Annotated in this window: 21 protein-coding genes, 1 tRNA gene and 2 pseudogenes; 10 read left to right on the top strand and 14 right to left on the bottom strand. The window is 69.8% G+C overall.

The window, feature by feature from the left end:
• The first annotated feature begins 37 nt into the window (after positions 1-37).
• From F1642_RS01270 to F1642_RS16220, 3 genes are read left to right on the top strand one after another with little or no spacing between them, the layout of a single operon-like run.
• Positions 38-1,534, top strand: a complete 1,497-nt coding sequence (locus tag F1642_RS01270; protein ID WP_194885263.1) for a SulP family inorganic anion transporter — start codon at positions 38-40, stop codon at positions 1,532-1,534.
• A gap of 15 nt (positions 1,535-1,549) precedes the next feature.
• A complete protein-coding gene (locus tag F1642_RS16225; protein WP_370582739.1) occupies positions 1,550-2,065 on the top strand; it encodes a universal stress protein in 516 nt (171 codons plus the stop codon).
• A complete protein-coding gene (locus F1642_RS16220; RefSeq protein ID WP_370582738.1) occupies positions 2,052-2,405 on the top strand; it encodes a universal stress protein in 354 nt (117 codons plus the stop codon). Before F1642_RS16225 ends, F1642_RS16220 begins: the two co-directional genes overlap by 14 nt.
• Before the next feature lie 340 nt (positions 2,406-2,745).
• Here the strand turns inward: F1642_RS16220 and F1642_RS01260 are convergent, their stop codons facing one another.
• On the bottom strand, positions 2,746-3,048 hold the full coding sequence (locus F1642_RS01260; protein ID WP_194885262.1) for a hypothetical protein: 303 nt from the start codon (positions 3,046-3,048) through the stop codon (positions 2,746-2,748).
• A 395-nt stretch (positions 3,049-3,443) separates the two neighbouring features.
• Between F1642_RS01260 and F1642_RS01255 the strand changes: the two genes are divergently transcribed.
• The 5 genes from F1642_RS01255 (at position 3,444) to F1642_RS01235 (ending at position 8,083) form a co-directional block, all read left to right on the top strand.
• Positions 3,444-4,001, top strand: coding sequence for a Hint domain-containing protein (locus tag F1642_RS01255; RefSeq protein ID WP_194885463.1), 558 nt, complete (start codon positions 3,444-3,446; stop codon positions 3,999-4,001).
• A gap of 67 nt (positions 4,002-4,068) precedes the next feature.
• A complete protein-coding gene (locus F1642_RS01250) occupies positions 4,069-4,581 on the top strand; it encodes a hypothetical protein (RefSeq protein WP_194885261.1) in 513 nt (170 codons plus the stop codon).
• A 155-nt stretch (positions 4,582-4,736) separates the two neighbouring features.
• Positions 4,737-5,792: a hypothetical protein gene (locus F1642_RS01245; RefSeq protein ID WP_194885260.1), complete on the top strand. Its 1,056-nt coding sequence runs from the start codon at positions 4,737-4,739 to the stop codon at positions 5,790-5,792.
• Entirely contained in the window at positions 5,789-7,036 is a 1,248-nt protein-coding gene (locus tag F1642_RS01240; protein ID WP_194885259.1) for a glycosyltransferase family 4 protein, read from the top strand. Before F1642_RS01245 ends, F1642_RS01240 begins: the two co-directional genes overlap by 4 nt.
• 165 nt (positions 7,037-7,201) lie before the next feature.
• Positions 7,202-8,083 (top strand): polyprenyl synthetase family protein, encoded by an 882-nt coding sequence (locus F1642_RS01235; RefSeq protein WP_194885258.1) that lies wholly within the window; start codon positions 7,202-7,204, stop codon positions 8,081-8,083.
• Here the strand turns inward: F1642_RS01235 and F1642_RS01230 are convergent.
• The 7 genes and pseudogenes from F1642_RS01230 to fni form a co-directional block, all read right to left on the bottom strand.
• The gene (locus F1642_RS01230) at positions 8,080-8,994 is read right to left on the bottom strand and encodes a phytoene/squalene synthase family protein (protein WP_194885257.1); all 915 of its coding nucleotides are present in this window, start codon (positions 8,992-8,994) and stop codon (positions 8,080-8,082) included. The two genes, F1642_RS01235 and F1642_RS01230, sit on opposite strands and share 4 nt — an antisense overlap.
• Positions 8,991-10,496, bottom strand: a complete 1,506-nt coding sequence (locus tag F1642_RS01225) for a phytoene desaturase (RefSeq protein ID WP_194885256.1) — start codon at positions 10,494-10,496, stop codon at positions 8,991-8,993. Before F1642_RS01225 ends, F1642_RS01230 begins: the two co-directional genes overlap by 4 nt.
• Positions 10,493-11,653, bottom strand: coding sequence for a lycopene beta-cyclase CrtY (gene crtY, locus F1642_RS01220; RefSeq protein WP_194885255.1), 1,161 nt, complete (start codon positions 11,651-11,653; stop codon positions 10,493-10,495). Before crtY ends, F1642_RS01225 begins: the two co-directional genes overlap by 4 nt.
• Positions 11,650-12,105 (bottom strand): annotated as a pseudogene (locus F1642_RS16215) (sterol desaturase family protein); the annotation flags it as partial. The gene crtY and the pseudogene F1642_RS16215, both read right to left, overlap by 4 nt.
• Before the next feature lie 29 nt (positions 12,106-12,134).
• Positions 12,135-12,335 carry a fatty acid desaturase gene (locus F1642_RS16210; RefSeq protein ID WP_370582762.1) on the bottom strand — a complete coding sequence of 67 codons (201 nt, stop codon included), beginning with the start codon at positions 12,333-12,335 and terminating at the stop codon, positions 12,135-12,137.
• A 43-nt stretch (positions 12,336-12,378) separates the two neighbouring features.
• A pseudogene (locus tag F1642_RS16205) lies at positions 12,379-12,864 on the bottom strand (fatty acid desaturase); the annotation flags it as partial.
• A gap of 30 nt (positions 12,865-12,894) precedes the next feature.
• A complete protein-coding gene (fni, locus tag F1642_RS01205) occupies positions 12,895-13,977 on the bottom strand; it encodes a type 2 isopentenyl-diphosphate Delta-isomerase (RefSeq protein ID WP_194885254.1) in 1,083 nt (360 codons plus the stop codon).
• Positions 13,978-14,172: 195 nt separating this feature from the next.
• Here fni and F1642_RS01200 point away from each other — a divergent pair.
• Positions 14,173-14,262: transfer RNA gene (locus tag F1642_RS01200), tRNA-Ser, on the top strand.
• A gap of 190 nt (positions 14,263-14,452) precedes the next feature.
• Here the strand turns inward: F1642_RS01200 and F1642_RS01195 are convergent.
• Positions 14,453-15,505 (bottom strand): SDR family oxidoreductase, encoded by a 1,053-nt coding sequence (locus tag F1642_RS01195; RefSeq protein WP_194885253.1) that lies wholly within the window; start codon positions 15,503-15,505, stop codon positions 14,453-14,455.
• A gap of 116 nt (positions 15,506-15,621) precedes the next feature.
• Here F1642_RS01195 and F1642_RS01190 point away from each other — a divergent pair, with 116 nt between their 5' ends.
• A complete protein-coding gene (locus tag F1642_RS01190; protein WP_046000940.1) occupies positions 15,622-16,005 on the top strand; it encodes a helix-turn-helix domain-containing protein in 384 nt (127 codons plus the stop codon).
• On the opposite strand, the gene F1642_RS01185 is transcribed toward F1642_RS01190, so the two are convergent.
• The 5 genes from F1642_RS01185 to F1642_RS01160 form a co-directional block, all read right to left on the bottom strand.
• Entirely contained in the window at positions 16,002-16,382 is a 381-nt protein-coding gene (locus F1642_RS01185; RefSeq protein ID WP_194885252.1) for a hypothetical protein, read from the bottom strand. The two genes, F1642_RS01190 and F1642_RS01185, sit on opposite strands and share 4 nt — an antisense overlap.
• A gap of 768 nt (positions 16,383-17,150) precedes the next feature.
• Positions 17,151-17,768: a hypothetical protein gene (locus F1642_RS01175; RefSeq protein WP_194885251.1), complete on the bottom strand. Its 618-nt coding sequence runs from the start codon at positions 17,766-17,768 to the stop codon at positions 17,151-17,153.
• Entirely contained in the window at positions 17,765-18,667 is a 903-nt protein-coding gene (locus F1642_RS01170) for a VWA domain-containing protein (RefSeq protein ID WP_194885250.1), read from the bottom strand. The genes F1642_RS01175 and F1642_RS01170 overlap by 4 nt, the downstream gene beginning before the upstream one ends.
• Entirely contained in the window at positions 18,664-19,971 is a 1,308-nt protein-coding gene (locus tag F1642_RS01165; protein WP_370582737.1) for a VWA domain-containing protein, read from the bottom strand. The genes F1642_RS01170 and F1642_RS01165 overlap by 4 nt, the downstream gene beginning before the upstream one ends.
• A complete protein-coding gene (locus F1642_RS01160; protein WP_255522030.1) occupies positions 19,968-20,792 on the bottom strand; it encodes a DUF58 domain-containing protein in 825 nt (274 codons plus the stop codon). Before F1642_RS01160 ends, F1642_RS01165 begins: the two co-directional genes overlap by 4 nt.
• Positions 20,793-20,799 lie beyond the last annotated feature (7 nt).

The raw sequence follows: 20,799 nt of genomic DNA, 5'->3' as shown, positions 1-20,799 counted from the left end.
CGCAGGCCACGACGGCCCGGTCAGGAACGGATGACACATGTTTTCACTGACGACCTACAAGAACGAATGGCTGGGCAACATCAGGCCCGACCTGCTTTCGGGCCTTGTCGTGGCCCTGGCGCTGATCCCCGAGGCCATCGCCTTTTCCATCATCGCGGGCGTGGACCCCAAGGTGGGGCTGTATGCCAGCTTCTCGATCGCGGTCATCACCGCGATCACCGGCGGGCGTCCGGGCATGATCTCGGCCGCGACGGCGGCGACGGCGGTGCTGATGATCACGCTGGTGCGCGATCACGGGCTTGAATACCTGCTGGCGGCCACCGTGCTGGCCGGCCTCATCCAGATCGGCTGCGGCCTGGCCGGTCTGGGACGCTTCATGCGCTTTGTCTCGAAATCGGTGATGACCGGGTTCGTGAACGCGCTGGCGATCCTGATCTTCATGGCGCAGCTGCCCGAACTGGACCTGTCCGCACCCGGCGTGACCTGGTTCACCTACGTGCTGGTCGCGGCGTCGTTGGCGATCATCTACCTGTTCCCGCGCATCACCAAGGCGATCCCGTCACCGCTGGTCACCATCGTCGTGCTGACCGGGCTTGCGATGACCTTCGGGTGGGACGTGCGCACGGTGGGCGACATGGGCGCGCTGCCCGACACGCTGCCGATGTTCCTGATCCCCGACATCCCGCTGACGCTGGAGACGCTGCAGATCATCCTGCCCTATTCCATCGCGGTCGCCATCGTGGGCCTGCTGGAAAGCCTGATGACCCAGAACCTGGTGGACGAGCTGACCGACACGCGCAGCAACCGCAACCAGGAATGCATCGGCCAGGGCCTGGCCAACACCACCACCGGCTTCATCGGGGGCATGGCGGGCTGCGCAATGATCGGACAGTCGATGATCAACGTCAAATCCGGCGGGCGGGGGCGGCTGTCGTCCTTCACCGCCGGGGTGGCGCTGCTGATCCTGGTGGTGGGTCTGGGCGATCTGGTCAGCCGCATCCCCATGCCGGCGCTGGTCGCGATCATGATCATGGTGTCCATCGGCACCTTCAGCTGGTCGTCGCTGGCCAACCTGCGCACCCATCCGCGCTCGTCGTCGGTGGTGATGCTGGCAACCGTCGCCACGGTCGTCTGGACCCACAACCTGGCCATCGGGGTGCTGGTGGGCGTGCTGCTGTCGGGGATCTTCTTCGCCGCCAAGATCGCGCAGCTGTTCCGCGTGACCTCGACCCTGTCGGCGGACGGCCGCAGCCGGACCTATGTCGTCGAAGGGCAGATGTTCTATGCCTCGGTCGAGGATTTCATGGCCGCGTTCGACTTTGCAGAACCGCTGGATCATGTCACCATCGACGTCAGAGGGGCGCATATCTGGGACATCAGCTCGGTGCAGGCGCTGGACATGGCGATCCTGAAGTTCCGGCGCGACGGCGCGCAGGTGCAGCTGATCGGCATGAACGCCGCCTCGGAGACGCTGGTCGACCGGCTTGCCATCCATGACAAGCCCGGCGCCCTGGACAAGCTGACGGCGCATTAGAGGGGGAGACGGCACATGAACGACAAGATCATCGCCCTGGTGGACGGCTCGGCCTACGCGGCCTCGGTGTGCGAACATGCGGGTTGGCTTGCGGCGCGCAGCGGCATGCCGGTCGAACTGCTGCACGTCCTGGGCCGCAGGTCCCCCGCCCCGTCGCAGGACCTGTCCGGCACGATCCGCCTTGGCGCGCGCAGCGCCCTGCTGGACGAGCTGGCAAGCCTTGACGAACAGCGCGCGCGCCTGGCGAGCGCGCAGGGCCGCGCCCTGCTGGAGGATGCGCGCAACCTGACCCTGGGCGCCGGCGCCGCGCGGGTCGAGACGCGCCTGGAGCAGGGCGACCTGATCGCCCATGCGACCGGCAAGGCCGCAGGCCCCGCCCTGATCGTGATCGGCAAGCGCGGAGAGGCCGCCGATTTCGCGGCCGACCATCCCGGATCGAACCTGGAACGCGTGGTCCGCGCGGCCAAGGTGCCGGTCCTGGTCGCCGCCCGCGCCTTCCCGCCCCATCGCCAGCGTGATGCTGGCCTTTGACGGCGGGGCCTCGGCGATGAAGGCGGTCGATCACGTGGCCTCCAGCCCGGTCTTCGACGGGCTGCGGATCGAGGTGGCGATGGCCGCCCCGGCCAACCGCGAGGCGCAGGTCCAGCTGGAGGAGGCGATCCTGCGCCTGCGCGCCGCCGGCCGCGATGCCCGCGCCGAACTGCTGGACGGCAGCGCCGACAGCGCGCTGATCGCGCGGATCGAACAGCAGGATCACGACCTGCTGGTCATGGGGGCCTATGGGCATAGCCGCATCCGCCGGTTGATCATCGGATCGGTCACCACGCGCATGCTGATCGATTCCCGCAGATCCGTGCTGCTGTTCCGCTGACCCGTAAATAAACAGTTAACAGCACACAAATTTACAGCCTCAAGTTGCAGATTCGACGCGGACGCCGGCCTCCGGCCCCCGCGTCGGATCAACCCTGACCGGCCCTGCACAACGTGCAATGTGAACCGGAAAGTTCATAGGTTAATCAACCAATTGCACGATGTGCGACGCGGGTCGTGAAAAACGCGCCCACGCGGGGCGGGCGCGTGGATTTTGTTGACAACCGCCGGGGTACGGGCGTAACGCCATTGAAACAGGGTTAACAAGAATCGTTTTCAAGAGGGATGACTGTCATGGCCACGATCTTTGGCAGCTATGATGGCGATGGCGCGACCATTCTTCAGGGCAACTCCTCGGAGGGAACCCAGAACGTCACGTTGTCGGACTGGGCGTTCAGCCGGCAAACCGAGCCGGGCGACAACCGCAGCGTGTACGACATCAGCATGAAGGGCGGCGACGACACGCTGGAGGGCGGAAACCTGTCCGGCCAAGGCGCCCGCGTCGCCTTCGGCCAGGTCGACCTGGGCACCGGCGACGACATGGCCCATCTGTCGCGCACCACCTTCGAGACGATCTCGACCGGCGACGGCGACGACACGCTGAAGCTGGAGCAGTCGTTCGGCGCGCGCGTGGACCTTGGCAAGGGCGACGACGTCCTGTGGTTCGACATGAAGCCGGACCACAGCCTGTCGGATGCCGACAAGATGCGCGGCGGCCCCAAGCTGGACGGCGGCAAGGGTCAGGACACGCTGAACCTGCGCGGGGACTGGACCCTGACCTTGTCCAGCGGCAACGTCACCATGGACACCGACGGCGACGGCAAGGCCGACCTGGTCACCAACGTCTACAGCGACAGCGACATCGGGTCGATCCTGGCCTATCCGCGCATCCTGCAGGGCACGGTCTCCTATGGGACGATGACGCTTCGCGACGGATCGACCGTGGCATCACGGTCGGGCTTTGCCAATTTCGAGGCGATCAACGCGGTCTGCTTCACCGCCGGCACGCTGATCGACACCCCCCGCGGCGCGGTTTCCGATCGAGACCCTGCGCCAGGGCGACACGGTCATCACCCGCAACGGCCCCAAGGCCCTGGCCTGGATCGGTTCGCGCAGGCTGGACGCGGTCGATCTGGCGGGGAACCCCAAGCTGCTGCCGATCCTGGTGCCCGCCGGTGCCTTCGGCAACGGCCTGCCCCTGCGCGACATCCGCTTTTCGCCCCAGCACCGCGTCGTCATCCGCTCGGCCATCGCCGAGACGATGTTCGGCGCCCCCGAGGTGCTGGTCGCGGTCAAGCAGCTGATCGGCGTGAACGGCATAGACGTGGACGGCGACGCCCGCAGCGTCCAGTACCTGCACCTGATGTTCGCCGACCACCAGATCCTGTCGGTCGAGGGGATCGAGGCCGAGAGCCTGTTCCCCGGGCGCCAGGCGCTGACTTTTCTCAGCCAGGACCAGCTGTCCGAACTGCGCGCGATCTTCGCCGATTTCGACGCGATGACCGAGACCGATCCGGCCATACCGTTCCTGAAGGGTCGCGAAGGACGCTCGCTGGCCGCCCGCCACGCCCGCAACGACCGCCCGCTGTATTCGTAAGGACCGGCCTGCGGTCATTGGACAGGCCCAGCATGTCGGCGACGGCAAGGCTGGGCCGATTGGGATCATGACACTCCACACCGACCTGCCCCCCGCCCTGCTGCGCCGCACCGATGTCACCGTCGGTAGGCACGCGGCCCGGCCCGACCTGATCGTGCCGTTGGCCCGCCAGATGCACCGGGAAAGCCTGTTCGCAGACCTGCCCTTCGACCAGCCGCAGGTGGAGCGCCTGCTGGCACAGGTCCATGACGACAGCGGTTATCACGGTGCCGTCGTCGTGTCGCTGGAGGCCGAGCCGGTGGCCTTTGCGCTGTTCGCGTTCGAACCGATGCGGACCCATTCCGCCAGCTGGATCACGGTGATCCACACCGCCCATCTTCGCAGCGACATCCGCGACACCGCAACGGGGTCCGCCGTCTGGCAGCGGGTGATGCTGGCCGTGCGTGGCTGGTCCGCGCCGCGCGGGGTCCGGGGCATCCAGGTTACCCTGGATCTTGGCGTCGCCGTTCCGCGGATGGACGCGCTGCTGACCGCGGATGGCGCCACGCCCCTGGGCGGCGCCTTCTTCAGTCGGCTGTAATGTCCGCGCGGGCCCCACGATGACCGCCCAGCTGATCCATGACGACCCCAGACTTGGCCTGCGCCCGGCAGAGGCGCGGGCCGACGATCCGCTGACCGGTGTCGCGATGCGCCTGCTGGGCGATGCGCTGACGGGCAGCGGCGACGAATGCATCTGTGCCCCCCGCCCTTGGCGTGCCGGTGCGCCTGCTGGCCCTGCGGCGGGGGGCGGACCTGATCCACGTGCTGAACCCCCGCCTGTCGTCACTGTCCGACCTGCACCTGAACCGCGCCGAGACGCGGCCCCAGACCGGTCCCGTCCAGCGCCATGCCTGGCGCGCGCGGCGCGTGACCCTGGCCGGCACGCAGCCCGGCGGCCTTCCCCTGTCGCTGGACCTGGACGGTCCGCTGGCCATCGCCGTCCAGCAGGCGGTCGAGCTGCTGGACAACCGCGACGCGTTTTCCTGGGTCACGCCCTTCCACCGCGCTTGGCTGCGGGCGACCGACGCCCCGGTCCGGGCCCGCGCGCGGGCGATCAATCACGGCCTGCACCGCCCGGATGGGGCGGCGCTGCGCCTGCTGGACGACCGCCGGGTGCAGGTGCTGGACGACGACGGCACCCCCCTGGGCCTGATCGACGCGCTGAACCCGGCCATGCCGGTCGAGGGTTGGGCGCGTCGCTGCCTTGCGCTGCTCTGCGCGACATCGGCCCTGCGGCACGTAATGGTGACAGGGCCGGCGCATCTGCCGCTGGCCGTTGCGGCGCTGGCCCTGGTGCCCGGCCTGACGGTGCATCACCCCGCGGCGGGCTGGCCCCTGGCGGCGATGCAGGCGCTTGACCTTGGCGCGGCGTTCCGGCCAGCGCAGCTGTCGGATGCGGCACCCGATGCGCCGCGGCTGGATGCGATCGTTGCGGGGGCGGATGACGACTGGCTGCACGGTCCGGAGACGCTGGCGCGCATCCGCCACGCCGGTCGGCGCCTGTCGGGCGACGGCGGCGTCCTGCTGATCCATGGAACGGGCCCCCTGCCCGCGATCCGCGACCTGCTGCAGGCGGCGTTTCCCGCGGTCCACGCGGTCCTGGACGGCGATGCGACGTTCTTGGTCGCGACAAAGGCGCGGCTGGACCTGGGCGTCGCCCATGCCCGCGTGCAGGCCATCGTGAACCGCACCGATCAGCAGCCGCTGCTGGCGGCGGGCTGCACGGGCTGGCAGACGGCTCCCCGGTCATGACGGTCGCGGCATCCGTGGCGCAGCGGCCGCGCATCCTGTTTCTGCACCTGTCCGGCCCCGGTCAGTTCGAGTTCCTAGGCCGCTGGCTGGCGGGCCAGGGCTGGGACGTCACCTTCATGCATGGCGGCATCGACGCCGACCCTGCCCATGACGGCATCCGCACCCGCCGCTTCGCGCTGCGTGACACCACGATCCCCACGGGCGATCCGCGTCACATCCTGGACCATGCCGCGCAGAACTGCCGCGGCGCGACCGAGCTGATGTTCCGCATGCGCCATTCCGAAGGCTATGTCCCGGACGTCGTGGTGGCCCATGCGGGCTGGGGCGTGGGGCTGGGGGTCAAGCTGGTCTGGCCGGACTGCACCTATGTCGCCTATCACGAATGGTATTACACCGACCGCAACTGGGACAAGCGCCGGGCGGAAAAGCCCGCCGACCTGGCGGTGATGATCTCGGACCGGATGCGCAACCTGCCGATCACCGGCGAATTCGACCTGGCCGATGCCAGCTGGTGCCCGACGCTGTTCCAGGCCAGCCGCTTTCCCCCGGTGCTGCGCCGCCAGATCACCGTGATGCCCGATGGGGTCGATTGCGAACTGCACCGCCCCGACCCGCAGGCGCGCATCGATTTCGATTGGCTACGCCTGCCCGCCGACCGCCCCGTGATCACCTATGCCACCCGCGGGATGGAGCCGTTGCGCGGCTTTCCGCAATTCCTGCGCGGCGTCGCCCGCCTGCAGGCGCGGCGTGACGACTTCGACACGGTGATCTTGGCCAATGACAGCGTGTCCTATGGCCGACCGCTTGCGCGCGGCGACAGCTGGTGGCTGCGGATGATCGACCAGCTGGACCTGGATCACCGCCGCATCCACGTGAACGCCATGCGCCCGCGCGATGAATATGTCCGCACGCTGCAGGCCTCGCACGCGCATGTCTATTTCACCGAGCCCTTCGTCACCTCTTGGTCCCTGTCCGAGGCGATGGCCACCGGATGCCTGGTGATCGGATCGAACACCGCCCCGGTGCGCGAACTGGTCCGCGACATGGAGAACGGCCTGATCGTCGACATGGACGACGCGGACGATGTCGCGGACGCGATGGCCTGGGTGCTGGACAATCCGGGCGACGCGGCCGACCTGCGCCGCGCCGCGCGCCGGACGATCCTGGCCGATCACGATGCGGCGCGGGTGTTTCCGGCCAAGGATGCATGGCTGCGCGCGGCCATCGGCGCGGCGGTCCACTGACCTTGTTGGACAAATTGCCGCGCGACCCCGCGTCGCCGTCGAAAAGGCTCGCAATCGGGCGTGAACCGTTCCAACATGGGGACTGTTGACGGTGGATGACGGGTCACGGGGTGCCGCCCCGGCCTGACCTTCCCGCCAGGTCAGAACCCAAGCGCGAAGGCACTGATGAGACGAGACGTCAACCCGATCCACGCCACCCTTCTGCAGACCAGACTTGAGGAGATCGCCCAGGGATTCGGTGCCGTGTCGCAGCCGCTCGGCGCGGCCATGAGCCATGGCGCGCTGTCGTCGGGCAAGCGGTTCCGCGGCATGCTGATGCTGCTTGCGGCAGAGGCCTCGGGTGGGGTCTGCGACACGATCGTCGACGCCTCCTGCGCGGTCGAGATGGTGCATGCCGCATCGCTGATCTTCGACGACCTGCCCTGCATGGACGATGCCGGGCTGCGCCGCGGCCAGCCCGCGACCCATGTGGCGCATGGCGAAAGCCGTGCCGTGCTGGGCGGCATCGCCCTGATCACCGAGGCGATGGCCCTGCTGGCCGGTGCGCGCGGCGCGTCCGGCACGGTGCGGGCGCAGCTGGTGCGGATCCTGTCGCGGTCCTTGGGGCCGCAGGGCCTGTGTGCCGGCCAGGACCTGGACCTGCACGCGGCCAAGAACGGCGCGGGGGTCGAACAGGAACAGGACCTGAAGACCGGCGTGCTGTTCATCGCCGGGCTGGAGATGCTGGCAGTGATCAAGGAGTTCGACGCCGAGGAGCAGACCCAGATGATCGACTTTGGCCGTCAGCTGGGCCGGGTGTTCCAGTCCTATGACGACCTGCTGGACGTCGTGGGCGACCAGGCGGCGCTTGGCAAGGATACCGGTCGCGATGCGGCGGCCCCCGGCCCGCGGCGCGGCCTTCTGGCCGTGTCAGACCTGCAGAACGTGTCCCGCCACTATGAAGCCAGCCGCGCCCAGCTGGACGCGATGCTGCGCAGCAAGCGCCTTCAGGCCCCGGAAATCGCGGCCCTGCTGGAACGGGTTCTGCCCTACACCGCGCGCGCCTAGACGTGATGCGGCCGGGTCCAGAGGCCCTGCCGCGACACGCCCGCCCCCGGCAGACGTGATCGCGCGACATCCCAGCCCCCGATGCCCAGCAGCCCGATCTTGGCGGCCTTGGACGTGCTGATCCGCTGGCGATAGGCCTGCGGCCCGCCCTTGCGGATGCGCAGCCCGATGGCGCGATAGATCCGCAGCGCGGCGGCGATGGACCAGGAGCAGCGCGGCGGCAGATCCGCCAGACCCACCCGCGCCGACGTGTAATAGGGTTCCGCCGCATCCAACAGCCGCAGGATCACGGTGTATAGCTCCGGCGACGGCACCGGCCCGTCGATCCGCGCGCCCGCCTGGTCCAGCCAGTCCCCCGGCAGATAGCACCGCCCGATGCGCGCATCGTCGATCACGTCGCGCGCGATGTTGGTCAGCTGGAACGCCAGCCCCAGGTCGCAGGCGCGGTCCAGGACAGGATCGTCGCGCACGCCCATCACGCGGGCCATCATCACGCCGACGATGCCTGCGACGTGATAGGAATATTCCAGCACGTCATCCAGCGTGCGATAGTCGCGCGCTTCGACATCCATCGCAAAGCCTTCGATCAGGTCCATGGGCCACGCCTGCGGAAAATCATGCCGCCGCGCCACCGCGCGTAGCGCGGCAAAGGGCGGGGTCACCGGACCGTCGCCCTGCAGGGCTGCCAGCGTGTCGGCACGCAGGCCGTCCAGCCGCGCCTGCGGGTCGTTCACCGCCTCGGGGCGGCTGCCTAGGGCCTGACCGTCGATCACGTCATCTGCGTGGCGGCACCATGCATAGAGCATCACCGTGTCGTCGCGGATGCCCGGCGGCATCAGCTTGGCCGCCGTGGCAAAGCTTTGCGACCCTTGGGTGATTGCCTCGGTCGAGGTCAGGACCAGATCGCTCATGCGCCCGCCAGGTCGGACAGCATCACCTGGGCCGTGGCCTTGGCCGAGCCCACGACGCCCGGAATGCCCGCGCCCGGATGGGTGCCCGCGCCGACCAGATAGAAGTTGCGGATCGTCTTGTCGCGGTTATGCGGCCGGAACCACGCGGATTGCGTCAGGATCGGCTCGACCGAGAAGGCGCTGCCATGATGGGCGTTCAGTTCGCTGGCGAAATCGGCGGGCGTGAAGATGCGCGTCGTGGTCAGGTTGGCGCGCAGGTTCGGGATCAGCCGCTCCTCCAGGGACGCCAGGATGCGGTCGGCATAGCGCGGTCCCTCGACCGCCCAATCGATCTCGGCGCGGCCCAGATGCGGCACCGGGGCCAGTACGTAATGCGTGGACATGCCCGGAGACGCCATGTCCGGATCGGTCGTGCAGGGCGAATGCAGGTACAGCGAGAAATCCTCGGCCAGCTTCGGGCCCTTGAAGATCTCGTTGACCAGCTCCTTGTAGCGGGGGCCGAACAGGATGGTGTGATGCGCGATGTCCTTGGGCGCCTCGCGCAGACCGAAATGCAGCACGAACAGCGACATGGACCAGCGCTTGCGGTCCAGCGATTTCGCGCGGCTCTGCCCGCGGGCGGTATGGCCCAGCAGGTCGCGATAGTTGTGCATGACGTCGCCGTTGCTGGCGACCATGTCGGCCCTCAAAGACCGCCCGTCCGCCAGGGTGACGCCCGTGGTCCGCGCGCCCTCGGTCTCGATCCGGGCGACCTTGGCGTTCAGCATCATCTGACCGCCAAGCCGTTCGAACAGCGTGACCATGCCCGCGACCAGCTGGTTGGTGCCGCCCTTGGCAAACCAGACCCCGCCGCGCCGCTCCAGCGCGTGGATCAGCGCATAGATCGAACTGGTCGAGAAGGGATTCCCGCCCACCAGCAGCGTGTGATACGAAAACGCCTGCCGCAGATAGGGGTCCTTGATGAAGGTCGCGACCTTGGCATGGACGGACTTGTAGGCCTCAAGCTTCATCAGCGCGGGCGCGGCCTTCAGCATCTGGCCCAGCTTCAGGAAGGGCACGGTGCCCAGCTTGACGTAGCCCTCCTGGTACACCTCCTCCGCGTAATCGCGGAAGCGGCGGTATCCCTCCAGATCGTCCGGGTTGAACTGGGCGATCTGGCGCTCCAGCTGATCGGCCTCGTTTACGTAATCAAAGACCTTCCCGCCCGGCCACATCAGCCGATAGAAGGGTGACACCGGCATCAGCGTCACGTCGCGCGCCATGTCCTGCCCGGTCAGCGCCCACAGCTCTTTCAGCGCATCGGGGTCGGTGATGACCGTGGGACCTGCGTCGAAGACGTGTCCCTGATCGTGCCAGACATAGGCGCGCCCGCCGGGCTTGTCCCGGGCCTCGACCAGGGTGGTGGCGATGCCCGCGGACTGCAGGCGGATGGCCAGGGCCAGCCCGCCAAAGCCTGCGCCGATCACGATGGCGGTCTTGGCCGCAGGCGAATGGGCGTTCATGCGTTTTCCTTCAGCAGGGGACGTTCGGGCAGGCAGCGGATGGCCGTGCCAAGGGGAATGGGCGGTTTACCGGTGACGATGCGCAGCTGATCCGCCACGCTCAGCCGGCCAGCATAGAAGCGTTCGATCAGTCCATGCGGCATGCGGTAGAACCGCTGCAGCAGGGTATAGCGCCGATCGGGCGCGCAGCCGCGGAACAGCATCCGGTTCAAAAGGCGCAGAAAGCGGTCGCGGCGTGCCCGGTCGATCGCGTAATCGCGGATGGCGCCGCGCAGCGCGTCGGTGCTGGGCGGCCCGGACAGGCCCGCCACCACGTCCGCCACCTGTGCCGCATAGGGCAGCGAATAGCCGGTGACCGGGTGAAAGAACCCCGCGCGCAGTCCCACAGGAACGGGCCCCGCCGCGTGATCGGCCCAGAAGCCCGCCGCGTCATGGGCCAGCGCGATGGGAAGGATGCCGCGTTCGCGCCGGACCTCGGCCCCGGTCCAGCCCTGCTGGCGGGCATAGTCGTGGGACGCCGCCGCCAGCGCGTCGTCGTCCAGATCGCCGCCATCGGAATAGCGCGTGTCCTCGATCAGGATGCGCGTCGGAGAGAAGGGCAGCAGATAGATAAAGCGGTACCCGTCCTGCTGGGTGACGGTCGCGTCCATGATCATCGGGCGGGGCACGCCGTGGGGGCGGTCGGTCTCGATCTCGACGCCCACGAATTTCTGGAAACCCACGGTCAGATGCCGCGACGGCTGCGCGCCGCGCCCGTCCAGGACCGCGCCCGCCTCGATCCGGGTGCCGCAGGACAGTGTCGCCCCCTGCGCATCCAGTAGGGCGATGTCGCTGTTCCAGCGGATTTCGGCGCCCGACCGGACCACCGCATCCGCCAGCGCCGCCCCGTCCAGCGACCCGTAACCGGTGGCCAGCCGCCGAGCATGGCGGGGAAAGCGCACCTCTTGGTCGGGCCAGTTGGCGCGGCGCAGGGGCTTCAGCCGCGCCAGCCAGTCCGGCGACAGGTCAGGGTCGTGGCAGGACCAGGTGTGGCCGTCTGACGGTCCCGCGGCATGGTCCAACAACAGCACGCGCAGGTCGGGCCGCGCCGCGCGCAGCGCCAGGGCGATCAGCCCGTTCGCAAGGCCCGCCCCTGCCAGCAGCACGTCATGGGTCACGTGCGCTCCTGCGCCTCGGCCCGCAGCACGCCCGACGTCTTCAGGTCCTGCTTCAGCTTGTCGACCGGCGGCGCATAGATGAAGCCGAAGCTGACGCAATGGTCGCGCCCCTCGACCGCATGGTGCAGGCGGTGCGCCTGATACAGGCGGCGGGCATAGCCCTTGCGTGGCACATAGCGGAACGGCCAGCGCTGATGCACCAGCCCGTCATGCAGGACGAAATAGATCAGCCCATAGACGGTCATGCCCAAGGCGATCCACCACAGGACCGGCGCCCAGATCCAGCCTACCGTGAACAGCACCGTGGCGATCACCGCAAAGACCAGGCCGTACAGGTCGTTCTTTTCCAGCGCGTGGTCGTGTTCCTCGTGGTGGGACTTGTGCCAGCCCCAGCCCAGGGGGCCGTGCATGATCCAGCGGTGGACGGAATAGGCCGTCAACTCCATCACCAGCACGGTGGCGACGACGATCAGGAAATTGGTCATGCGGTGTCCCCCTTGGTGCGGGTGCTGGGCAGGCGCCACCAAGGCACCGTCGGGTGCAGGTGGTGTTCGTGATGATAACCGCCAAAATGAAAGCAGGTCAGCAGCGACACGGGGTCGCTGATCCGCGACGACCGCGCATTGTGGCGGTCCGGGAACGCGTCGTGGCCGGGGCGGTGCGGCAGCCAGGTGCCGAACACGAAACAGCTGGATCGACGCCAGGATCGACGGCAGCGGCCAGAAGACCACGTACATCCAGCGATCCCCCAGGATCAGCGCATAGACCGTCACGATGACCGGCAGCAGCAGCCCCTCGCGCCAGCCGAAATAGGTGCCGATGAAGCGGGCGTACCACCGGACCGGGCCGCCATGGTCGAAATCGGGGTCGTCGTCGGTGCCGGCATGGCGGTGATGGGCCATGTGCTTGACGATCATCTTGCGCCACGAAAATCCGGCATACAGCCACAGGACCAGCTGGCCCATCGCCGCATTGGCGCGCGGACGCCCCGGCACGACCGACCCGTGCATCGCGTCATGCGCGATGATGAACAGACCGACCGACAGCCATGTCAGCCCCAGGAAATTCGCGACCGCCAGGATGGGATGCGCCGCCGCGTCCAGAAACCACAGCGCATGCACATGCAGGGCCAGCCACGCGGCGATGATGCCGCCCGAGACGATCAGGCTGGTGGCGGTCAGATCTGCCTTGGGAAGGGCATGTGCGCTCATCTTGTCCCCCGGACCGGCGATCCGCGCAGACTACAGTCCTGCATCGCCGGTTTCCATCCCCGTTGCTTGCGACCATTGGCCACCCGGTCCCGGCACCAGCAGAGGCGCGCGGCGCAGCGCCGCAAGATCGCCGGATCCCGTGCAGAACATCGCGATGCGCAGCTGGGTCACGACGTCGGACAGGTGATCGGACAGGGCCTCGGCGCTGTGGCGCGCGGCGGGCAGAGCGCGGGCCGCCTGCCCCACGAGGTCCGCGCCGAGGCGGATGGCCCGCGCGGCGTCCAGCCCGTGACGCACCCCGCCCGACCCGACCAGAACCCGGTCCGGCCCCATCATCGGCGCGATGGCGCGCAGCGACGCGGTCGTGGGGATGCCCCAGTCGTGGAACGGCGCCGCCAGCGCCTGCAGGCGGTCGGGACCGCGTTCGGCCTCGACACGCGCCCAGCTGGTGCCGCCGGCGCCGGCGACGTCCAGGATCGTCACGCCCGCGTCGATCAGACGGCGCGCCACGGGCGCCGACAGCCCCGCACCGACCTCCTTGACGCCCAGGGGGACCGGCAGGCTGGTGGCCAGCTCCTCGATCCGCGGCAGCAGGGCCGCAAAGTTGCGGTCGCCCCCCTCCTGGATCGCCTCCTGCAGCGGGTTCAGGTGCAGGATCAGCGCGTCGGCCTGGATCATGTCCACCGCGCGCTGCGCCTGCGCCACGCCAAAGCCATAGTTCAGCTGGACCGCGCCGATATTGCCCAGGATCGGAATCTGGGGCGCACGCGCACGCAGGCTGGCGCCCAGGCCGCCATTGCCGCCCGCCTCGACCGCGATGCGCTGCGATCCGACGGACAGGGCGATGCGGTGATGGGCACAGGCCTCGGCGATGTGCAGGTTGATGCGTTCCGCCTCCTCCGGACCGCCGGTCATGGCCGAAATCAGCAGCGGCGCCCCCAGGCTGCGCCCCAGGAACCGCGTTCCCGTATCGACGGCATCCATGTCCAGATCGGGCAGCGCCTGATGCAGGAACCGGACCTGGTCGAACCCGCTGTCCAGCCGGTCCTGCGCCCCGCGGCCTTCGGTGACGATGCGCAGGTGATCCGACTTGCGACGAGAGATTTCGGTCATGTCCTGCCATCCGGTTGCGTCATCCGACTATCGCGTCAATGCCTTCCGGGTTCCAGCCCCAGTTCCAAGAGGACGAACTGTCGCGTGCCGCTGCCCGGCGCCGTCTAACCCCTTGGACGGCGCCGCGCGGAGATCTGCAAAAAGGGGCCAGAAAGCCCCTTGCCCCCCCTTGGCGACATCCATATACGGGTCGGCGGAGACGTGGCCGAGTGGTCGAAGGCACACCCCTGCTAAGGGTGCAGGCCCGAAAGGGTCTCGAGGGTTCGAATCCCTTCGTCTCCGCCATCACGTTACTGTCAAGATATGATCAACTGACCAGCCGCGGTTCTGTGGTCGTCGTGAGTGTCGTCGGGCGCCCCGTCGCATGACCAAAGCATTGTCGGCCATGGGCCAGGCAAACCATCATTCCGTCCGCGGCGATGAGGGTGCCGGTCGCCCGACATCCTCACCGCAGCAGATGCAGATCTTTGGACGGTCAGCGGCGGGGGATGATCCGGTCCGCCTCCAGCTGTTCGAACAGGTCGAAGAACGCCTCGTCGGTCGCCTGATAGGCGGTGAAGCCCAGCTTGCGGCTTTTGGACATGTCGGTCACGACCTCGATCGGCCGACCCAGGTCGGCGTCGGTGTGCCACGGCGACACAAGGCGGGTGATGTCCGGCTCGGCCAGCCCCTCGCGTTCGGCGATGCGTGCCCAGATCGCGGCGTCGTCCGCCATCTGGTCGGCTAGGGGGCGTTCGGTGCCGTCGAAATCCTCGGCTTTGACGCCGAACCAGTCGGCCAGACGGTGCCACATCCAGTTCCAGCGGAAGACGTCGCCGTTGACGATATTGAAGGCCTGGTCATGCGCGGCGGGCGTGGTCGCCGCCCAGATGACCTGGGCGGCCAGCTGGCGGGCGTCGGTCATGTCCGTCAGGCCGTTCCACTGCACGGCCGATCCGGGAAAGCGGAACGGGCGCCCGGTCTCGCGGCAGATGGCGGCATAGACGGCCAAGGTGGTGCCCATGTTCATGGCGTTCCCGACCGCCTTGCCGATCACGGTGTGGGGGCGGTGGATGCTGTAGGTGAAGCCGTCGCTGCGCGCGGCCTCGAACAGTTCATCCTCCTGCGCGTAATAGAAGTTCGCGACGTCCAGCCGCCCCTGATCTTCGCGGAACGGGGTCTTGGGCAGGCTGCCCTTGCCATAGGCCTCGAACGGTCCAAGGTAATGCTTCAGGCCGGTCACCAGCGCCGCGTGACGCACGGTGCCAAGCGGACGCAGACCGTCGAACAGGTTGCGCAGCATCAGGGCGTTGACGCGGATGTTCTCGGCCTCGGTCGGCTGGCGCAGCCAGGTGGTCAGGAACACATGCGTCGGGGCCAGACCGTCCAGGGCGGCGGCGACGGATGCGGGGTCCAGCAGGTCGGCGGCCACGGGCGTCACGCCCTCCTGCGGCTGCGGATTGCGGCTGAGGCCCAGGACGGCCCATCCGTCGCGGACCAGTTGGGCGGCGATGGCCTGGCCCTGAATGCCGGTGGCGCCGACGACCAATTGCGGTGCGGGTCATGAATCTCTCCTGTCTTTGTGCTGTCAGAGGATCTAGTCAGCGCGGCGCGGTCGTGCCAGACGGCACCAAATTGGGACATAGCCACCGAAAGGTAACCACCATGGAACCCGGCAGCATCGACACCGACTGGCGCGAGGATTGCGCCCCCCGACGCACGATGGAGATCTTTGCCACGAAATGGACCAGCATGATCCTGCACACGCTGCATGCCCAGCACGGGGGCGCGGCGCGCAATGGGGTGCTGCTGCGCAGCCTGCCCGGGATCTCCAAGAAGATGCTGGTGCAGACCCTGCGCGAGATGGAGGACAGCGGCCTGATCGACCGCCATGTCGAAAGCACGGTCCCGCCGGCGGTCGAATACAGCCTGACACCGCTTGGCAGGCGCTTCGTCGACCTGGTCGAGACGGTCTATGCCTGGGGCCGGGCCAATGCCGACGCGCTGGATCAGCTGCAGGCCCGCGCGACGTCCCGGCGGAACCGCTAGGCCCGCGACCAGTCGCGCAACCAGCGCATCGCGTCGAATCCTGGCGCGCCGGCGGGGGCATAGATCTGGTGGTCCAGCTGACGCAGCAGGGCCTGCCTGCGCGGCCCGCCGCCCCCGCGCCACGCCAGATGTGCCGCCGCGGCCGCACGCAGCCCGGTCAGATCGCCACTGGCCGCCGCCCTGCGCATCGCCGCCGCATGCGGGCCGGGCCGCAGCCGGCGCAGGCCGCGCCCGATCGCGGGCAGCCTGCCCCACAGTACCACGGCCAGCGCGACCACCCCGCCCGACAGCGCCAGCCCCACCATCTGCCAATGCAGGGCGACGCCCGTCCCCGATGCGGTGCTGAAGCCCGCGAAGCCGAAGGGGATCGGCTTCATCGCCGCCACCTCGATCCGGCGGCTGTCGGTGTCCAGCCAGGGAAAGGGGATTGCGGGCAGGACGCCTGGCTCGCCCGTGCGGGGGGCGCATCTGCCATTCCCAGACCACGCGGGCGACCGGGCCGTCCGGGGTGGGGATCGTCTCGCGGGTTTCGGGCAGGGTAAAGCTGATCAGCCAGGGCTGGGCGATGTCGGGGCGCGGCGGCAGGTGATGGGCCATCGCGCCCAGGGCCTCGATGGTGACGCGGCGGGTCAGGATGTCGTCCTTGGCCAGGCGGCCGGGCGGTGCGGACAGCTCGTCCGTCAGCACCAGCCTGCGTGCCGTCAGGGGGCGGCCCGAATGGGGAAAGGGCTTGACCGTCAGGCGCGTGGTGCCCGACGTGACGCTGACCTCCTCGCGGACGCCGCTGCGGGTGATGTTGGTCAGGTTATGGGTCAGCGGACCGATGGTCAGGTCCCCTGCCCGGCGCGGAAACAGCGCGATGTCGCGTTCGAAGATCTGGATCATCCGCCCGCCGATGCGTTCCTGGAACCAGCGGTCGCGGTCGATCTGCATCCAGTCATAGGCGTCGGACGACGGAAAGGTCAGGCTTTCCAGCGACACGGTCAGGTCGTATTCGCCGCGCAGGGTCAGGCGCACCATCTCGGCCACGACGGGGTTGCCGTGATCGTGCAGGATCAGCAGCCGCGCCTCTCCGGGGGCCAGGGGTGCGGGGGTTTCGGCGCGCAGCGGCGTGGCCAGCATCAGCAGCAGAAGGATCAGCCGGATCACCACGGGTCACCCGCCTCGGGCCGGATCAGGCCCAGCCCGGCGCGCCGGTCGTGTTCGGCCTGCAACCGCAGCGCCAGGAATTCGCCCGGATCGTCGGCGATGGTTTCCAGCCACGCGTCGCTGGCGGCCATGCCCCGCGCCTCGACCGGTCGGCGCCAGCTTTCGGCGGCGGCGTCGGTCAGGGCGTTGGCGATCATCTCGTCCGGGGCGGGACGACCGCCCCGCCCCAGGATGCGACCCGGCGCGACGCTGTCACCCTGCTGCGGCGGAAACATCGTCGCCACCAGGTCGCGGCTGGCGCGGGCCTGTTCGTCGGCGGGGTTGGCGAACAGCACCGCGTCGAAATAGGCGACCGCCAGGGGATAGTCGCCCGTGGCGGCCAGCGACAGCGCGCGGTTGTAGGTCTGCGACCGGCCCGCGCGGGCGAAATCGGCATCGGCCAGGCCGTGGTCGCCCAACCGGTAATGGGCCACGCCCCGTGCGCCCGGATCGTCCAGCAGGATCAGCGCGACCCGGTCCCACCCCGCCCGCAGCGCCAGCGCACCAAGCGCCGCGGGGCCGGCAAGGACCAGCGCCGCCACGGCCAGGACCAGAAGGACCGCCGCCGCCCTCATTGCCGCCGCCTCAGCATCTGCAGCAGCGGCAGGGCGGCCAGCGCGGCCAGGAACGGCCCCAGATCGCGATAGCCGAGGGCCGTCACCGCCGGCTCGCGACGGCGATCGCCCCCCTGGCGCAGCCGGGCGGCCAAGTCGTCGACATCCTGGGCCAGCACCATCTGACCGCCCGATTGCACCAGCTGCGCCAGCGCATCGGGCGCAGGGGTGGGCGCCTGCGGCGCGGCGCCCACGACCCGGACCGCCCAGATGCGCGTGCCCAAGGCGGCCAGACGCCCGGCCTCGGCCACGGCCTGGCCATCGACCCCGGCCCCGTCCGAGATCAGGACCAGATCGGCCTGCCCCGCATCGGCGAACATCTGCCCGGCCAGGCCGATGGCGGCGGCGGGTCTGCTGCCCTGGCCGGGCACCGTGTCGGCATCCAGGACCGCGATCAGCGTCTGCAGCGTGCGCGGATCGGTGGTGGGGGCGGATGCGGCATAGGCCTCTCCGCTGTAGAGGATCAGGCCGACGGGCCGGCCGGCCAGCCCCTGCAGCAGGGCGGCGGCGGCCTGTTGCGCCTGCGCCAGCGCCGGTCCCCGCGCGACCGAGGGGGACAGGTCGATGGCGATCAGCACGCTGTCGGTGCGCGCCAGGACGGGCGCATCGGCGCGCGGCAGCGCCGGCCCGGACAGGCCCAGCACCAGCAGCGCGGCCGCCCCCACGGGCAGCAGCGGACCCCACCGGCCGGTGCTGCCGCCCAGGGCGCCAAGCGCGCGCATCGCGGCCAGCATGTGCGCCGGCATGACCTGTTCCCACCCGCCGGCGGACGGCCCGCGACGGTCCAGCCACCACGCCAGCGCCAGAAGCGGCACCAGACCCGCCAGCCACCACGGCCGCAGCAGCAGCGCGCCGGTCATTCCCGCCTCCGGATCGCGGCCAGCATCAGGCAGGCGGCGCACAGCATCGCAGGCCAGATCCACAGCGACCGCCAATAGCGCAGCGGCGGCCGTTCGCCCGGGCTGGGCTCCAGCCGGTCCAGCGCCTGCGCCATCGCGGTCAGGTCGGCGGTGTCGCGCACGCGAAACAGTGCGCCCCCCGCGGTTTCGGCCACCGCGCGCAGGGTCGCCACGTCGACGGCGTCGCGGGCGGTGGGACGGGTCTCCAGGTCTTCGGGGCCCAGGGCGATCGTATGGATGCGCAGCCCGTGCGACGACGCCAGGCGCGCCGCGTCCACCGCCAGCACGCTGCCCGAGGTGTCGACCCCGTCCGACAGCAGCACCACGACCCGGCCGGGCGACGTGCTGTCCTGCAACCTGCGGATCGCCAGGCCCAAGCCGTCGGCGATGGCCGTGCCGCGGCCCGACACGCCGATCTGCGCCTCGTCGATGGCCTGCACGACGGCGTTCAGATCGAAGGTCAGCGGCGCCGCGACATAGGCGCGTCCGCCGAAGATCACCAGGCCGATCCGGTCGCCCGTCCGGCTTTGCACAAAGGCGCGGGCGGTGCGCTTGACTGCGTCCAGACGGCTGACGGGCTGACCGTCCAGGGTGAAATCGGCCTGTTCCATGCTGCCCGACAGGTCCAGCGCCAGGACGATGTCCCGCCCGCTGGCGGGAACCACCTGGGCCTGGCGTTCCACCTGCGGCCCCGCCAGGGCGATGACAAGCAGCACCCAGGCCGCGGCCGCCAGCCACGGGGCGCCGTGCAGCGGCGGCAGGCTGCCGGGCGTGGCATAGGGCAACAGGTGGTCGGGCACGTCCAGCGCCGCGCGGGGCCGGACCACCGGCGGCAGCAGCCAGCGCAGCAGCAGCGGCAGCGGCAGCAGCGCCAGCAGCCAGGGTGCGGCCAGGCTCATCTGCGCCACGGACGGCGCAGGCGGGCGCCGCGGGCGATCGCCTCGATCCGGCGGTCGGACGGTGGCGGTGCCGCGCCATAGGCGGCCGGGGCGCAGCGCCGCCGGCAGATGACCCAGCAGGCGGGCGATGGCCAGCAGGCGGTCCGGCACCGGCAGCCCCCGCAGCGCCGCCACGCGCAGATGCGGGCGGGCCGCCCGACGGCGCGTGAAGGGCAGCACCGCCAAGGCCAGCACCAACCCCGCGATGATGCCCAGTGCCAGAAGCGCGGCCATCTCTGCCGTTGACAGGATGGCCATCGGCGTGGGCAGGCGGACCGGGGACAGGACCTGCATCAGCTGGTCATGGGTCATGGCATCGGGCGTCACGGCTCGACCCGTCGCGCGACGGCGCCCATCGCGGCCAGGCGGTCGGTGTGGCCACCCAGATCGGCGGGCTGCAGACGCAGCAGCCGCGTGGCGCCGCCCTGTCGGACGGGCAGCGGGCGGGCGGGTGGCGCGGTCTCCAGCGGGTCCAGGATCAGCGCGACCTCTACCCGGCGGCCGCGGGCCAGGCGGGACAGCGCGGCATCGGCCCCCTGCCAGCCATCGGGCAGGGTGGCCAGGACGACATGGGCGCCCGTCGGCGCGGTGCGGGCGGCCAGGGACAGCGCCTCGGTCAGGGGCGCCGTGCCGGGGGGATCGGCCAGCGCGGCGGTATGGCGGTCGACCAGCAGGCGGCACAGGGTCAGCATATGGCCCGCGCCGGTCGCGGGCGGCAACACGCGGACACCCGCGCCTTCGGCGACGATCAGGCCGACCGCACCCTGGCGCGCCACCGCCTGCCAGCCAAGCCCCGCCAGATGCAGCGCGCCGCACACCGACCGCAGCGCGTCGCCCGTGCCCCACAGCATCGGCCCGCGCAGATCGGCGATCAGCAGCGTGATGTCGTCGCGATCCTCGTGCAGGGCGCGCACATGCGGCACGCCCGTGCGCGCGCTGGCCGAAGGGTCCATCCGGCGCGGATCGTCGCCGGGCACATAGGCGCGGATCTCCCTCAGGTCCATGCCGCTGCCCGGATGGCGCGAGGCCATGACCCCGGCCCGCCGCGCCATGGGCCGCTGCCGGGGCATGGCGCCCTGCCCCGCCTGCAGGTCGACCAGCGCCTCCAGCGTCAGGGCGATACCGGGCGCGGACCGCCAGCCGCTCATGGCGCCC

The organism is Paracoccus sp. NBH48 (assembly GCF_015390265.1).
Classification (GTDB): Bacteria; Pseudomonadota; Alphaproteobacteria; order Rhodobacterales; family Rhodobacteraceae; genus Paracoccus; species Paracoccus marcusii.
The sequence above is the reverse complement of the archived record's forward strand: the minus strand, read 5'-3'. Positions and strand labels throughout refer to the sequence as shown.